Raw genomic sequence first — 15,129 nt, 5'->3', positions numbered from 1 at the left:
GGCTACAGCTACGACCTCAACGGCAACCGCACCGAAAAGCGCACCGGCAGCGCCGTCACCACCCACACCCACGACCCCAACAGCAACCGCCTGCTCAGCGTGGCCGGCAACCTCAACGGCACCTACAGCTACGACGCCGCCGGCAACGTGGTCAACGCTGGCGCCAACGTCTACAACAACGCCGGACGCATCCTGCGCAGCAAGAGCGGCGCCGTCTGGTGGGACTACCGCTACAACGCCCTCGGCCAGCGGGTGAAGAAGACCGACAACGCCAGCAACACCACCCTGTTCGTCTACGACGAACAAGGGCAACTGCTGGGCGAATACGACGGCAGCGGCCAACCCCGGCTGGACACCATCTGGCTGGAGAACCTCCCGGTCGCCGTGGTCCAGGCCGCCACCCCCGCGCCCAAGGTGTACTACGCCTGGGCCGACCACCTGGGCACCCCGCGCCAGCTGAGCAACCCGGCCGACACCAAGGTGGTGTGGGAATGGGCGATCGCCGAACCGTTCGGCCAGAGCAGCGCCAACGCCGACCCGGACAACGACGGGCAACAACTGGTCTACAACCTGCGCTTCCCGGGGCAATACTTCGACGCGGAGACGGGGCGGTACTACAACTACTTCCGGGACTATGATCCGCGGATCGGGCGGTATATCCAGAGCGATCCGATTGGGCTGGTGGGGGGGGTTAATACATATTCCTATTCCAATGGGAATTCAATAACCTATTCTGATCCATTGGGATTGACGTCTTGCAATCCTGTTGATTTTGCAAAATGTCAACGAAAATGTAGCGCTGATGGCATGATGGTAGAGTCATGCGAGACTTATACTATTCTGCCATGGGTTGAACAGACCGTATGTGCCTGCGATGGACTATGTCCCACGGATAGCTATGAGAATCCAGGTCATCATGATGCGTCAAACAGGGGGCCAAATCCATATAACAATTCAAAAAGTACGCTCCCCCAAAATCATGAAGAGCTTTGGAAAAATAGTAAACGGGGGTCTGATGGAAACAGGTGGACAAAAATTGGTAGTGGTAAAAAGGCCGAATATCATCGCTTCCAGAATGATGGAAATGGAAATTGGCATTGGAATGGGTCGACAAATGGAAGAACAGCCAGTGGAGTTTCTCGCAATATTAATCCAAATAATATTCCTAAAGATGTGAAGGCTTGGTGATGAGCTTGCTTTTTGGCGACAAACAAATATTTGCGATAGAACTTGCTTCTGATGAAGATTTGATTGGTGGAGTCGGACGAGTTCTACTTTGGCTCGGAGGTGAGTATGTCGGAACTTTTGATGATACGAGTATTCATTCGCTTGTTTTGGCGCAATTGAAGAGTGTTTTTTCAAAAAGACTAGATGGTGACTATTTAAGGGGTGAGGCTGTATGTCAGATGTATGATTTGATAAAATCGGAAAAAATTGAGGGGGCTGGGCAATATTTTTTGTCGCTTGGTGATTCTTTTGACGATTTTTCAATTGTTGTTTTTCTTAAAGGGGAGGAAGTGGTTTTCCTGTGGAAGTTGTTGGATAAGCCTTTCTTTGAGTATAAGAATTATCCTGAGGGGCTTCAATGTTCAATTATTCCTGCTGCTTTCTTTTCTAAAGTTTTATCTGATTTTGGCTCATCTAGGCCTTTGCGCTAATTGAGCTGCCCTGGTTAAAAGAAATAAAACCCCGCAGGGTTTTGTCTTTGCATCAGCACTGAACCATCAACGCTGCCAATAAGGAACCATCCGATAGTACCGATAGTAGTTAAGCACACTGGACGCCCATTGCAGGTCGGCCATGCTCGGCCAGTGGTCCTTGTCGAAGCCCGGCGCGACTTTCAGGTGTTCCTCGCTGACGTCTAGCACGAAGCGTTTGCGGTCGGTGTCCAGCACCAGCGCCTGCCAGGGGATGGCGAGCCAGCTTGTTGCCGATGCCGAGGAGGCTGCCAAACGACCGCACGGGGCAGGCGAGGCCGCTGCGTTGCACGTCGAGCATGATGCCCTTGATCTCGCCCAGGTCGTCGCCGGCAGTGTTGAGCACGTCGTTGCCTTTGCAAAGGTCAATTGCCCATGCGTGCTTGCCGTGCGACATCGAAGGGCCGGGCAGGGCTGATCCGTTCACAGCATTGGTGGATTTGGCTGTATCGAACTTCAATGGGGGTATGGAGGGCGAAGGCCGGGATGCAGCGCAGGGCGTGCCGGGCGATGTGGGGTAATCCCGCCAATGAAGCCCAACAAAGCAATGTGCCTGACCCAGAGGTCAACGCATCCCACATTCGAGTACCGATTCGCCCTACAATCCGGCAACTTTCATCAGGACCGAGCCATGCCCATTCTCGACATCAAGATCCTCGACGACCGCCTGCGCGCCAACCTGCCGTCCTACGCCACCACCGGCGCCGCCGGGCTGGATCTGCGCGCCTGCATCGATGCGCCGGTGGTGTTGGCGCCCGGTGCGACCACGTTGGTGCCGTCCGGCATGGCGATCCACCTGGCCGACCCCGGCCTGGCGGCGATGGTGTTGCCCCGCTCGGGTCTGGGCCACAAGCACGGCATCGTGCTGGGCAATCTGGTGGGGTTGATCGATTCGGATTACCAGGGACAGGTGTTCGTCTCGGTGTGGAACCGGGGGCATACCTCGTTCACCATCCAGCCGCTGGAGCGGATCGCCCAGTTGGTGGTGGTGCCGGTGGTGCAGATGCAGCTGAACGTGGTCGACGAGTTCGACCTGAGCGAGCGCGGCGACGGCGGTTTTGGCAGCACCGGCCGCCACTGAGCGCGGCGCAGCCAAAAAAGACAGGGGCGATTCGCCCCTGTCTGCGTTTGGATCGGATGAGACGCTAGCCGAGCCGCTGGCGCAATTGCGCAACCAGCTTGGCCGAGTCTGCGGTCAACCGTTCGCGTGCAGCGTCGTCGCCCGGCAAGGCCATGCCGTCGGCGCCGCGCACGTCCAGGTCGTGCAGCTCGCCCAATGTCGATTGCGCGGCCTTGAGCAGCGGCCGCAGTTTGCGGCTGCGGCGCGGCAGCCACTTGCCGGCGTAGTCGATCAGGTAGCGCAGCTTCTTCACGTCGATGCGCACCTGGTGCCAGTGCTCGGGGCTGGGGTCGGCGGCCAGGTCCTGGCGCAGCCGCTGGCCCAGGCGCTCGGCCCGACGGCGGATGCGGGCCTGGAGCGTGGCGCGTTTGCGCAGGTCCAGCCGCAGCATCAGCCAGGCGCGGCTGGCGGCCACGCGCACCGGCCAGTCCACGCTTTCCAGGGCGGCGGTCACCGCGGTGTAGCCGTCGTCGCGTCGGGCCTGCACTTCGGCGCGGCGGGGATGGTCGGCCGGCAGCAGCGACAGCAGCACTTCGGCGTCGCGCGCGGGGCCGGTCAGCGTGGCGAATTCGCGCCACGCGGCGACGATGGCGCGGTCCTCGGGCTGGCGGCGCAACACCAGCGGCAGCAGCGTGCGCCAGCCGCGCAAGGCGATCCGCAGCTGGTGCAGCGCGTCGTCGCGGCCGCTCAGTACGTCCAGGCGCTGGCTTTCGATGTGGGCCAGCGCGTCGAACAGGGTGCGGGTGAGCTGTTTCTTGTTGGGCATGGTTCGATCCTGTCGGTCAGCGGCCGCACCATTGGCGGGTCAGCGCCTGGGCTTCGACCAGCGATGCCACCACAGGCATGCCCAGCGCCAGCGTCTCGGGCTGCGGCGGGCGCACGTCGGGCACCATGATGACGCGGCAGCCCGCGGTGTGCGCGGCCTGCACGCCGAAGTTGGAATCCTCGAACACCACGCATTCGCCGGGCGCCACGCCCAGCAGGCCGGCGGCCTTGAGATAGATGTCGGGTGCGGGCTTGGGGTGTTCGATCTCGTCGCCGCAGACGGTCTGGGCGAAGCGTTGCAGGATGCCGGTCTGCGCCAGGTGGTGCTCGGCGATGCGGCGGCGGGTGGAGGTGGCGACGCCGCACGGCAGCCCTTCGGCCGCCAGCCAGTCGAGCAGCTCCAGCAGGCCGGCTTTGAGCGGGATCGGCTCCTCCATCGCCGCCAGGTAGCGCTGGTGGGTGGCGTCGATCAGCGCGCGCACCGGGAAATCGGGGCCGTACAGTCCGGCGAGGTAGGCGGGCGCCTTGCTCGAATGCATGCCCACCATGCCGAGCGCGTCCTCCTCGCTGAGCGGCAGGCCCAGTTCGCGGGCGGCGGCGTGCCAGCAGCCCAGCGCGATGCGCTCGGTGTCGAGCATCAGGCCATCCATGTCGAAGATGGCGGCGCGTGGCGCACTGGCGATGGTGGAGGAAGCGGAGACAGTGGCGTGGTGCGGCGGATTGAGATTCATGGTCGGCTTCGGTTGCGCGCTGTCGCGACGAGGGCGGGGCGGTTGGGTGGCGGATGCGGGCGCCACGGCATGAGATCGATCCGGGCGACGCCGGTCGGTTCCCTTTCTGGCCGCTCCGGCGCGGCGGTGGCGCGCCAAGATCGCGAACAGGCGTCTGGACTGCGTGGGTAAAATCGCAGTCTACCTGACCGCTTTCGCCACCCGCCATGCACAAATCGCCCAAATCCCCTTCCTGCGCCTGCGGCCTGCCGCATCCCTACGCGGCGTGCTGCGGGCGTTACCACGCCGGCGAGGCGGCGCCGAGCGCCGAGGCGCTGATGCGCTCGCGCTATACCGCTTATGTGTTGGGGCTGGAGGACTACCTGCTCGCCACCTGGCACGCCAGCACCCGCCCCGAGGCGCTGGGCCTGGCCGACGACGCGCCGGCCAAGTGGCTGGGGCTGGAGATCCGCCGTGCGGAAACCGACGGCGCGCGCGCGGTGGTGGCCTTCGTGGCGCGCTACAAGGTGGGCGGCCGCGCCCACCGCCTGAGCGAGACCAGCCGCTTCGTACTGGAGGATGGGCGCTGGTACTACGTGGATGGCGATCTGGTGGCCTGATGCGCTGCGCGCTGGGAAGGGGGAAGGGAGAAGAGGGAAGGGGGAAGGGTAAAAGCAACAACAACAACAACAACAACGGCCAAGAACCAAGCTGTGGGTGTTGCTGTTGACGTGCCCCTTCTCCCTTCCCCCTTCCCAAGGCGCAACGCGCCCCGCTTGCCCCGCTTCGGTGCGGGAAATCCCTAGGTGATGTTTTTGTGCACCACGCTTGACAGCGGTAGGGTGCGAACGCTAATTTTTCAAACAGATGTTTGAAAACAAATGCGTGTTACTACGTGAATAATTCCGGGGGTATCGAACTCCACCCGGAAGAGCCGCCGGAGAACCGATATGGCCGAAACAGCCAAGGCGTTGGAAACGTCCACGCGCATCCTCGATGCTGCCGAGGTGCTGTTCGTCGAGCATGGCTTCGACGCCACCTCCATGCGCATGATCACCCAGTCCGCCGGCGTGAACATCGCCGCAGTCAACTACTACTTCGGTTCCAAGGACGGGCTGTTCAAGGCGGTGTTCGAACGCCGTGCCGAGCCCTTCGCCCGTTTGACGCTGGAACGGCTGGGCGAGCTGGAATCGCGCGATGTGGCGCCCAATGCGCGCGAGATCACCGAAGCCTTCGTCGCCGGCTCGGCCGAACTGGGTCGCGACGCCTCGCTGGGCGGCCTGTTGTTCGTGCGCCTGATGGGACGCACCTTCGTCGAGCCGCATCCCATCCTCAAGGAAAGCATGCCCCGCCGCTACGGCGAGGTGACGCGTCGCTACCTGGCGGCCTACCGCCGGGCCCTGCCTCATTTATCCGATCAGGAAGTGCACTGGCGCTTCCATTTCCTGACCAGCGCCATGTTCAACGCCTTCGCCGGTAACAACGTGCTGCGGCTGTTCATGGATCAACCCCTGGTCAACGCGCGCGATCCCATCCTGGTCGCCCGCATGCTGTTGCCCTTCATCGAAGCCGGGCTGAACGCACCGGCCGCCAATCCATAAAGAGGAGTCGTACAAAATGACCGTGCTGATCTGTGTGGCCGTCATCCTCGTCGCTATCCTGGCGCTCGCCTACTGGCGCGCCCCGCTGTGGCTGTCTTCGCTGGTGGCGCTGGCCGGCATCGGCTATGCCGTGTTCGGTCGCGGCGCGCACTGGGGATGGGGCGTCGCGGTGCTGGTGGTGCTGGCGGTGCTCAACCTCAAGCCGCTGCGCCGTGTCGTGCTCACCGGGCCGATGTTCCAGGTGTTCAAGAAGATCACCCCGCCGATGTCGCAGACCGAGCAGGAAGCGGTGGACGCCGGCACCGTGTGGTGGGATCGCGACCTGTTCTCCGGCAAGCCTGATTTCGACCGTCTGCACCAGTTCCCCGCGCCCAAGCTGACCGCCGAGGAGCAAGCGTTCATCGACGGCCCCACCGAGCAACTGTGCGCGATGCTGGACGACTGGCGGATCACCCACGAACAGAAGGATCTGCCGCCCGAGGTCTGGCAGTTCATCAAGGACCAGGGTTTCCTGGGGATGATCATCAAGAAGCAGTACGGCGGGAAGGAGTTCTCCAACTACGCCCACGCCCGCGTCGTGACCAAGATCGCCACGCGCTCCGGCTCGGCGGCGGTGACGGTGATGGTGCCGAACTCGCTCGGCCCGGGCGAGTTGTTGCAGCACTACGGCACCGAGGAGCAGAAGAACTACTACCTGCCGCGCCTGGCCAAGGGCGTCGAGATCCCGTGCTTTGCGCTGACCAGCCCCGAGGCCGGTTCCGACGCCGGCGGCATCCCCGACTTCGGCGTGGTCACCCGCGGCAGCTACACCGACCCGCGCACCGGCCAGCGCCACGAGAACGTGCTGGGCATCAAGTTGTCGTGGGAAAAGCGCTACATCACGCTCGGCCCGGTGGCCACCATCCTGGGCATGGCCTTCAAGCTGTACGACCCGGACCACCTGCTGGGCGACAAGGACGAGATCGGCATCACCTGCGCGCTGATCCCCACCGAGCACCAGGGCGTCGAAATCGGTCGCCGCCACTATCCGGGCACCTCGGTGTTCCAGAACGGCCCGAACTGGGGCAAGGACGTGTTCATCCCGATGGAGTGGGTGATCGGCGGCGCCAGTTATGTCGGCCAGGGCTGGCGCATGCTGGTGGAGTGCCTGTCGGTCGGCCGCTGCATCTCGCTGCCGGCGATGTCGGTGGCGTCGGGCAAACTGGCCGCCTACACCACCGGCGCCTATGCCCGCATCCGCAACCAGTTCGGCCTGTCGATCGGCCGCTTCGAGGGCGTGGACGAGGCGCTGGCGCGCATCGGCGGCTACGCCTACCAGATGGACGCCTCGCAGCGCCTGGCGCTGACCGGCCTCGACATGGGCGAAAAGCCGTCGGTGCTGTCGGGCATCCTCAAGTACCACAACACCGAGCGCATGCGTAAGACCATCAACGACGCGATGGACGTGCATGCCGGCAAGGCCGTCTGCATCGGCCCGCGCAACTACCTGGCGCAGGGCTACCAGGCGGTGCCGGTGGCAATCACGGTGGAGGGCGCCAACATCCTGACGCGCTCGATGATCATCTTCGGCCAGGGCGCCATCCGCTGCCATCCGTTCGTGCTGCGCGAACTGCGCGCCGCCATGGCCAACGATGCGGTCGAGTTCGACGACGCGGTGATCGGCCACATCGGCTTCGTGATCTCCAACAAGGCCCGCGCCTTCGTCATGGGGCTGACCGGCGCCCGCCTGGTGCGCGTGCCCAAATCCGGCCCCACCGCGCAGAACTACCGCGACGTGGTGCGCCTGTCCGCCGCCTTCGCCTTCCTGGCCGACATGGGCATGGCCACGCTGGGCGGCAGCCTGAAGTTCCGCGAAAAGCTGTCGGCGCGCCTGGGCGACATGCTGTCCAATCTCTACATCGCTACCGCCGCGCTGAAGAAGTTCCACGACGACGGCGAGCCCAAGGAAGACCGCCCGCTGGTGCGTTGGGCCGTCGAGTCGGCGCTGTACGACTGCCAGGAGGCCATGAACGGCTTCCTCAACAATCACCCGAACCGCTTCCTCGCCTGGTGCATGCGCCGCGTGGTGTTCCCGCTGGGCATGAGCCTGAAGGGCCCGGCCGACCGCGTCGGCACCCGCATCGCCCGCTCGCTGATGGAGCCGTCGCAGTCGCGTGACCGCCTGGTCGAGTTCATGTACCGCTCGCAGGACGAGAACGATTCGGTCGGCGTGCTGGAATACGCGCTCAAGGCCGTGATCGAGACCGAGGGCCTGGAGAGCAAGCTGCGCCGCGCCCAGCGCGAGGGTCAGCTCAAGGCCATCACCGCCCGCGAGCGCCTGCAGGAGGCGCGCGGCAAGGGCCTGATCAACGACCAGGAGTTCGCCGCCGTCGAACGCGCCCGACGCCTGAAGCGCGAAGTGATCATGGTCGACGACTTCGACGCCGGGTTGCAGCACGCCGATCCGGAGGCAATGCGCCGGGTCGTGATCTAACAAGGTGCATAGCCGCCGCCCCGGCGAAAGGGAAGGCGGCAGGGCCTCGGGCCGGGGGCGTCCGGGGCAGGGCACACCATCGATACCACCACCGCAAGAGTGTGGGACGACGCAGCCGTCGGCTGCCAAACACGGAGAGCACTACCTATGAACAAGATCGCAGTGGCATTACGTCTGATGGGGGCGGGAAGCCTGGCCGTTCTGGCCGGGCAGGCGATGGCTTCCGGATATCACTTCGGCACGCAGAGCGTCAGCTCGCAGGGCGTCGCCAATTCCAACGGCGCGGAAGCCGCCGATGCGACGGTGATCTTCTACAACCCGGCGGGCCTCACCCGCCTCAAGGGCGACAACATCTCCGGCGCGTTGATCGTGGTCGATCCGCACATCGACGTGTCCAACCTGCGCGCCACCAATGCCGAGGGTGCCACCATCTACGGCCCCGGCGGCGACAGCCCCACCAGCCCGGTGCTGGTGCCGCAGATGTACTGGGCGCACCAGTTCAACGACCGCATGTACGGCGGCCTGGGTCTGTTCGTGCCGTTCGGCGACAAGACCAAGTACGACGACAACTGGGCCGGCCGCTACAACGGCATCGACCTGGACATGATGACCTTCGCCATCAACCCGCAGTTCGCCTACAAGGTGAACGAGCAGTTCTCGGTCGGCGTCGGCGCCACCGTGCAGTACATGAAGGCCAAGTTCAAGAAGAAGGCCGACTTCGGCACCCTGGCCTCGACCAGCCTGCCGGCGTTCGCCCAGGCGCTGGCCGCGCAGGGCGTGGTGCTGACCCCCACCCAGTTGCACCAGGCCGCCGAAGCCATGATGAGCAACGGCAACTACGACGGTGAACTGAGCTACGAGGGCGACGACTGGGCTTTCGGCTTCAACCTCGGTGTGCTGTGGGAAGTGGACGAAACCCTGCGCTTCGGCGCGGCCTACCGTTCCAGCATCAGCCACAGCCTGGAAGGCGATGCCGACTGGAGCCGTCCGTCCAGCTTCGGCAACTCGGTGTTCGCCGGGCTGCCCATGGTCGGTTCCACCGTCAATGCCGCGTGGAACGGCGCGGTGCAGGCTGGCTTGAACGCGCAGGGCTTTACCGACGGCAACGGCACGGTGGATGTCGATACCCCCGATTCGTTCTCGATGAACTTCTTCAAGCAGATCAACGACAAGTTCGCCGTGATGGGCGACTGGACGCACACCTGGCACAACAAGTTCAAGGAACTGCGGCTGGACTTCGACACCGGCCTGCCCGACGCGGTGATCGACCAGAGCTGGAAGAGCACCAACCGCTACTCGGTGGGCACCACCTACCAGTACAGCGGCCCGCTCAAGCTGCGTGCCGGTATCGCCTTCGACGAATCGCCGGTACCCAGCGACGACGAGCGCATCGCCAACCTGCCGGACAGCGACCGCATCTGGTATTCGATCGGCGCCAACTACGCGTTCAACAAGGACATCTCGCTGGACGTGGCGTACACCTACGTGCACATCGCCGACAGCAGCATGAACAACACCGAATGCGTGCTGCCGAGCTGTACCGGCAGCGGTACCAATACCAAGGCGGATTTCGAGAGCTACGCCAACATCTTCGGGGTGCAGTTGAACTACCGCTTCTGACGCGCCTATTTGCCTGACATGACTCCGGTGGCGGCGCAAGCCGTATCAGGCGCCCGGCAAAGCCGGGCGCTCCTCACCGGGGGAATGCCGGCAACGGCGCTCCTTGATTGATTCCACTCCCCCCGCCCTCGCCGCCGCGAGGGAGCCGGTGCGCTGCGCCGGTCGGCGGAAGTGTTTTTCCGCAGCGGTTTCGTCGTTGCCAGCGATCGCCATGGGTGTATCCGCTGGAGCGTTTCGCCGCAGATTCGACTGGCTGAAAAAGCCAGCATCGCCCAGGCGCGTACCCGAGCGCCCTGGCTGTTTGCCACCTACGTCAACACGAGGTCCTTACCACATGGCCAATACCGTGCATATCCGCCGCGTCGCGGTCCTGGGCGCGGGCGTGATGGGCGCGCAGATTGCCGCCCATCTCGTCAACGCCGGGATCGAGACTCTTCTTTTCGATCTGCCCGCCAAGGATGGCCCGGCCAACGGCATCGTGCTGAAGGCGCTGGACAATCTGAAAAAGCTCAAGCCGGCGCCGCTGATGTCCGCGTCGCGCGCCGAACTGATCCAGCCCGCCAACTACGGCAGCGACCTGGAACTGCTGGGTTCGTGCGACCTGGTGATCGAAGCCATCGCCGAGCGCCTGGACTGGAAGCTGGATCTGTACCACAAGATCGCGCCGCACCTGGCCGAGCATGCCATCCTCGCCACCAACACCTCGGGCCTGTCGATCCAGTCGCTGGCCGACGGCGTGCCGGCCGAGCTGCAACGCCGCTTCTGCGGCATCCATTTCTTCAATCCGCCGCGCTACATGTACCTGGTCGAGCTGATTCCGCTGCTCAAGACCGACGGCGCGTTGCTGGACAACCTGGAAACCTTCCTGGTCACCCGCCTGGGCAAGGGCGTGGTGCGGGCCAAGGACACCCCGAACTTCCTGGCCAACCGCATCGGCGTGTTCTCGATGCTGGCCACCATCCACCATGCCGAGCAGTTCGGCATCCGTTTCGACGTGGTGGACGACCTGACCGGCCCGCGCATGGGCCGCCCCAAATCCGCCACCTTCCGCACCGCCGACGTGGTGGGTCTCGATACCTTCGCCCACGTGGTCGACACCATGACGGGCAAGCTGGCCGGCGACCCATGGCACCCGCACTACCGGGTGCCAGGCTGGCTGGCCCGGCTGATCGAGCAGGGCGCGCTGGGCCAGAAGACCAAGGCCGGCATCTACAAGAAGGACGGCAAGACGCTGCTGGTGCTGGATGCCGCCACCGGCGAATACGTCGAGGCCGGGCAGAAGGGCAGCGACGAGGTCAAGGCCATCCTCAAGATCGCCGATCCGGCCGAGCGCGTGCGCGCGCTGCGTGCCAGCCCCCATCCCGAGGCGCGGTTCCTGTGGGCCTGCATGCGCGACGTGTGGCACTACGTGGCGGTGATGCTGGCCGAGATCGCCGATTCCGCGCGCGACGTGGATTTCGCCATCCGCTGGGGCTTCGGCTGGAAGCAGGGCCCGTTCGAATTGTGGCAGGCCGCCGGCTGGCAGGCCGTGGCCGACGCCATCGCCGAGGACATCGCCGCCGGCCGCACCATGTCGGCCACGCCGTTGCCGGGTTGGGTGAAGGGCCGCGACGGCGTGCACACGCCCGAAGGCAGTTACAGCGCCAGCCGCGACCAATTGGTCGGCCGTTCCGCGCTGCCGGTATACCAGCGCCAGCTCTACCCGCCGCAACTGGTGGGCGAAGCCGAGCCCGACTACGGCGAGACGCTGTTCGAGAACGACAGCGTGCGCATGTGGCTGCCGCCCAAGTCCGGCGGCGGCAACGACGTGCCGGTGCTGTCGTTCACCACCAAGGCGCATGCCGTCGGCGCCAACGTGCTGGCCGGCGTGCAGCAGGCGATCCGCATCGCCGAGGAAGGCTGGCCCGGCCTGGTGATCTGGCACCCCGAGGCGCCGTTCTCGGTGGGCGCCGACCTCGCCAGCATGGGCCCGGCCTTCATGACCGGCGATTTCGGCGCGATCGAGAACATGGTGGCGGAGTTCCAGAACACCTCGATGGCGATCAAGTACGCCAAGGTGCCGGTGGTCGGCGCGGCCCAGGGCTACGCCTTCGGCGGCGGCTGCGAATTCCTGATGCACTGCGCCCGCGTGGTGGCCGCGGTGGAAACCTACATCGGCCTGGTGGAAGTGGGCGTCGGCCTGCTGCCCGCCGGCGGCGGCTGCAAGGAGTTCGCGCTGCGCGCCGCCCGCGAGGCGCGCGGCGGCGACATCCTGGCCGTGCTCAAGGACTACTACATGGCGATGGCCACCGCCAAGGTGGGCACCAGCGCCGAGGAAGGCCAGCAGATCGGCTACCTCAAGGATTCCGACGTGGTGCTGTTCAACGCCAACGAACTGCTCTACGTGGCGCAGGCCCAGGTGCGCGCACTGGCCGCCACCGGCTACCGTCCGCCGGTCAAGCCCAGGGCGTTCCCGGTGGCCGGCCGCAGCGGCGCCGCCACCATCAAGGGCCAGCTGGTGAACATGCTCGAAGGCGGCTTCATCTCCAAGTACGACTACCACATCGGCGTGCAGATCGCCGAGGTGGTCACCGGCGGCGATGTCGAGGCCGGCACCCTGGTGAACGAGGAATGGATCCTCAAGCTGGAACGCGAGCGCTTCATGGGCCTGCTCAAACGCGGCAAGACCCAGGAACGCATCATGTACATGCTCGAGAACAACAAGCCCCTGCGGAACTGATACGACGAGTGAGGGGTGAGGCGTGAGGGGTGAGGTGCCCTTCCAATCCGCCCCTTGCTCCTCACCGGAGATATCCAATGACCAAACAGATACAGGAAGCCTACGTCGTCGCCGCCACCCGCACGCCGGTGGGCAAGGCGCCGCGCGGCATGATGCGCCACGTGCGCCCGGACGACATGCTTGCCCACGTGCTCAAGGGCGCGCTGGCCCAGGTGCCGGGGCTGGATCCGGCGCGCGTCGAGGACGTGATCGTCGGTTGCGCCATGCCCGAAGCCGAACAGGGCATGAACGTGGCGCGCATCGGCGCGCTGCTGGCCGGCCTGCCGCACACCGTCGGCGGCGTCACCATCAATCGCTTCTGCTCGTCCGGCATCAACGCCGTGGCGATGGCCGCCGACCGCATCCGCCTCGGCGAGGCCGACGTGATGATCGCCGCCGGCACCGAGAGCATGTCGCTGGTGCCGATGATGGGCAACAAAGTGGCGCTCAACCCGGAGATCTTCGCCAAGGACGAGAACGTCGCCATCGCCTACGGCATGGGCCTGACCGCCGAGAAGGTGGCGCAGCAATGGCAGGTCAGCCGCGAGGACCAGGATGCCTTCGCGCTGGAATCGCACCGCCGCGCACTGGCCGCCATCGAATCCGGCGCCTTCGCCGACGAGATCACCCCGCTGGAGGTCACCTACCGCACGCCGGACCTCGGCAGCGGCGAAGTGCGCGTCAGCCACAAGACCCTGACCACCGACGAGGGCCCGCGCCCCGATACCAGCCTGGAAGGGCTGGCCAAGCTGAAGACCGTGTTCGCCGCCAAGGGCAGCGTCACCGCCGGCAACAGCTCGCAGATGTCCGATGGTGCCGGCGCGGTGATCCTGGTGTCGGAGAAGATCCTCAAGGAATTCAACCTGACCCCGCTCGCGCGCTATGTCACCTTCGCGGTCAAGGGCGTGCCGCCCGAGATCATGGGCATCGGCCCCAAGGAGGCGATCCCCGCCGCGCTCAAGCTGGCCGGGCTGTCGCTGGCCGACCTGGGCTGGATCGAGCTGAACGAAGCCTTTGCCGCGCAGGCGCTGGCGGTCTGCCGCGACCTGGGCCTGGACCCGGCCAAGGTCAATCCCAACGGCGGCGCCATCGCCCTGGGTCACCCGCTGGGCGCCACCGGCGCCATCCGCACCGCTACGCTGCTGCACGGCATGCGCCGCAAGGACATGACCGGCCAGTACGGCATGGTGACGATGTGCATCGGCACCGGCATGGGCGCCGCCGGCATCCTGCAAGTGCTGTGATGCATCGCGGCCGGCTTGCCGGCCGCAGCGGCCACCCGATGATCCTTTTCGCCAAGCCCGTTCCCCGCGCACGCCACGGCGCGCGCGGGGCGCGCTTTGCCCCGGTTTTGCTCTGCCTGTCTTTGGCCCGCGTGCGTCGCGGGCCTTTTTTTGGCCAGGCATTCCGCATTGCGTCCGCCGCATCGACCCGTCGCCGACGCGTGGGGCGGCGTCGTCACACCCCCGTGGGGCGCGCCGCCTGAGCGCGGCCCTGCCAGACCAGGAGAAACACCATGCATCCGTTCAAGAAGACTCTGCTCGCCGCCAGCCTGCTGCTGAGCGTCGCCGCCGCCCAAGCGCTGGATATCTCCGGGCAGAACGTGCCCGACAAGGCCGATGTCGCCGGCCAGGCGCTGGTGCTGAACGGCGCCGGCGTGCGTACCAAGATCGTGGTCGATGTCTACGTGGCGGCGTTGTATACCGCCAAGCGCGGCAACGAGGCCAACGCGGTGATCCGCGCCGCCGCGCCGCGCCGGATGGAGCTGCGCATGCTGCGCGAAGTGTCGGCGGCCACCATGCACGAGTCGTTCGTCGACGGCCTGGAGGACAACGTCGGCAAGGCGGGGCTGAAGCAGTACGCCGCCCAGCTCGACGCGCTCGACCGCGTGTTCAAGGAAGTGAAGACCGTGGCCAAGGGCGACGTGATCCAGCTCGACTTCGTTCCGGGGCAGGGCACCCGCGTCACCGTGCGTGGCAAGAGCTACCCGGTGATTGCCGGCGATGACTTCGCCAGCGCCATGCTGTCGATCTGGCTGGGCAACGATCCGGTGCAGGACAGCCTGAAAAGCAAGCTGCTCGGCGGCTGAGCACCTGCGCATCGCCCACGCGCCGGCCGCCGCCCTGGGCGACGGCGCGTGCCGGCGCCGTTGTAGTCGTCCTACGTAGTTTTGTTTCAGCGCGCCGGCAGCCCCGCCGGCGCGTGCAGATGCGGCATTGTTACATGCGGCGCCGCCGCCACCTGACAACCCGCCGCTCATCCATCCCAGCCAACCGGCTGGCCGCCCTGTGCGGCGCCACGGCTTCCAGGCCGCGCCGCGACTGGCATTGCCCAGCTTTCAATTTCCACCCCGCCGTCATGCCGCGCTGACGCCCTTCATTCGGC

The 15,129-nt window shown here is 65.4% G+C and carries 13 protein-coding genes; 10 read left to right on the top strand and 3 right to left on the bottom strand.

Annotated elements, in window-relative coordinates:
- Together C556_RS22235 and C556_RS22935 are read left to right on the top strand one after the other, a co-directional pair.
- The coding region (locus C556_RS22235) for an RHS repeat-associated core domain-containing protein (RefSeq protein ID WP_169338608.1) at positions 1-1,188 on the top strand (1,188 nt) is incomplete at its 5' end.
- The gene (locus C556_RS22935) at positions 1,188-1,658 is read left to right on the top strand and encodes an Imm42 family immunity protein (protein WP_157236053.1); all 471 of its coding nucleotides are present in this window, start codon (positions 1,188-1,190) and stop codon (positions 1,656-1,658) included. The genes C556_RS22235 and C556_RS22935, both read left to right, overlap by 1 nt.
- A gap of 66 nt (positions 1,659-1,724) precedes the next feature.
- Here C556_RS22935 and C556_RS23615 read toward each other — a convergent pair whose 3' ends face one another.
- Positions 1,725-1,952, bottom strand: a complete 228-nt coding sequence (locus tag C556_RS23615) for a hypothetical protein (protein ID WP_211214701.1) — start codon at positions 1,950-1,952, stop codon at positions 1,725-1,727.
- A gap of 376 nt (positions 1,953-2,328) precedes the next feature.
- Between C556_RS23615 and dut the strand changes: the two genes are divergently transcribed.
- Positions 2,329-2,778 carry a dUTP diphosphatase gene (dut, locus tag C556_RS0108985; RefSeq protein WP_018747913.1) on the top strand — a complete coding sequence of 150 codons (450 nt, stop codon included), beginning with the start codon at positions 2,329-2,331 and terminating at the stop codon, positions 2,776-2,778.
- A gap of 64 nt (positions 2,779-2,842) precedes the next feature.
- Here dut and C556_RS0108980 read toward each other — a convergent pair whose 3' ends face one another.
- Positions 2,843-3,583 carry a CHAD domain-containing protein gene (locus tag C556_RS0108980; protein ID WP_018747912.1) on the bottom strand — a complete coding sequence of 247 codons (741 nt, stop codon included), beginning with the start codon at positions 3,581-3,583 and terminating at the stop codon, positions 2,843-2,845.
- Positions 3,584-3,599: 16 nt separating this feature from the next.
- A complete protein-coding gene (locus C556_RS0108975) occupies positions 3,600-4,313 on the bottom strand; it encodes an HAD family hydrolase (protein WP_018747911.1) in 714 nt (237 codons plus the stop codon).
- 206 nt (positions 4,314-4,519) lie between these two features.
- Between C556_RS0108975 and C556_RS0108970 the strand changes: the two genes are divergently transcribed.
- From C556_RS0108970 to C556_RS0108940, 7 genes are all read left to right on the top strand, one after another.
- Positions 4,520-4,912, top strand: a complete 393-nt coding sequence (locus C556_RS0108970; protein ID WP_018747910.1) for a YchJ family protein — start codon at positions 4,520-4,522, stop codon at positions 4,910-4,912.
- A 330-nt stretch (positions 4,913-5,242) separates the two neighbouring features.
- On the top strand, positions 5,243-5,893 hold the full coding sequence (locus C556_RS0108965) for a TetR/AcrR family transcriptional regulator (RefSeq protein WP_018747909.1): 651 nt from the start codon (positions 5,243-5,245) through the stop codon (positions 5,891-5,893).
- 16 nt (positions 5,894-5,909) lie between these two features.
- Complete coding sequence (locus C556_RS0108960) at positions 5,910-8,366, top strand: acyl-CoA dehydrogenase (protein WP_018747908.1); 2,457 nt, start codon at positions 5,910-5,912, stop codon at positions 8,364-8,366.
- Positions 8,367-8,513: 147 nt separating this feature from the next.
- The gene (locus C556_RS0108955) at positions 8,514-9,986 is read left to right on the top strand and encodes an OmpP1/FadL family transporter (protein WP_018747907.1); all 1,473 of its coding nucleotides are present in this window, start codon (positions 8,514-8,516) and stop codon (positions 9,984-9,986) included.
- Positions 9,987-10,320: 334 nt separating this feature from the next.
- Positions 10,321-12,705, top strand: a complete 2,385-nt coding sequence (locus C556_RS0108950; protein ID WP_018747906.1) for a 3-hydroxyacyl-CoA dehydrogenase/enoyl-CoA hydratase family protein — start codon at positions 10,321-10,323, stop codon at positions 12,703-12,705.
- A 77-nt stretch (positions 12,706-12,782) separates the two neighbouring features.
- Positions 12,783-13,988 carry an acetyl-CoA C-acyltransferase gene (locus C556_RS0108945; protein WP_018747905.1) on the top strand — a complete coding sequence of 402 codons (1,206 nt, stop codon included), beginning with the start codon at positions 12,783-12,785 and terminating at the stop codon, positions 13,986-13,988.
- A gap of 272 nt (positions 13,989-14,260) precedes the next feature.
- Positions 14,261-14,833 carry a chalcone isomerase family protein gene (locus tag C556_RS0108940; protein WP_018747904.1) on the top strand — a complete coding sequence of 191 codons (573 nt, stop codon included), beginning with the start codon at positions 14,261-14,263 and terminating at the stop codon, positions 14,831-14,833.
- The last annotated feature ends 296 nt before the right edge of the window (positions 14,834-15,129 follow it).

This window comes from Chitiniphilus shinanonensis DSM 23277 (assembly GCF_000374805.1).
In the GTDB taxonomy this organism is placed as follows: domain Bacteria; phylum Pseudomonadota; class Gammaproteobacteria; order Burkholderiales; family Chitinibacteraceae; genus Chitiniphilus; species Chitiniphilus shinanonensis.
This window is presented reverse-complemented; position numbering and strand designations above follow the sequence as displayed.

Coding starts and splice junctions, on each gene's coding strand:
- C556_RS0108955 (WP_018747907.1), top strand. CDS start 8,514: ATGAACAAGATCGCAGTGGCATTACGTCTGATGGGGGCGGGAAGCCTG.
- C556_RS0108940 (WP_018747904.1), top strand. CDS start 14,261: ATGCATCCGTTCAAGAAGACTCTGCTCGCCGCCAGCCTGCTGCTGAGC.
- C556_RS0108980 (WP_018747912.1), bottom strand. CDS start 3,583: ATGCCCAACAAGAAACAGCTCACCCGCACCCTGTTCGACGCGCTGGCC.
- C556_RS0108945 (WP_018747905.1), top strand. CDS start 12,783: ATGACCAAACAGATACAGGAAGCCTACGTCGTCGCCGCCACCCGCACG.
- C556_RS0108960 (WP_018747908.1), top strand. CDS start 5,910: ATGACCGTGCTGATCTGTGTGGCCGTCATCCTCGTCGCTATCCTGGCG.
- C556_RS22935 (WP_157236053.1), top strand. CDS start 1,188: ATGAGCTTGCTTTTTGGCGACAAACAAATATTTGCGATAGAACTTGCT.
- C556_RS0108965 (WP_018747909.1), top strand. CDS start 5,243: ATGGCCGAAACAGCCAAGGCGTTGGAAACGTCCACGCGCATCCTCGAT.
- C556_RS0108970 (WP_018747910.1), top strand. CDS start 4,520: ATGCACAAATCGCCCAAATCCCCTTCCTGCGCCTGCGGCCTGCCGCAT.
- dut (WP_018747913.1), top strand. CDS start 2,329: ATGCCCATTCTCGACATCAAGATCCTCGACGACCGCCTGCGCGCCAAC.
- C556_RS0108950 (WP_018747906.1), top strand. CDS start 10,321: ATGGCCAATACCGTGCATATCCGCCGCGTCGCGGTCCTGGGCGCGGGC.
- C556_RS0108975 (WP_018747911.1), bottom strand. CDS start 4,313: ATGAATCTCAATCCGCCGCACCACGCCACTGTCTCCGCTTCCTCCACC.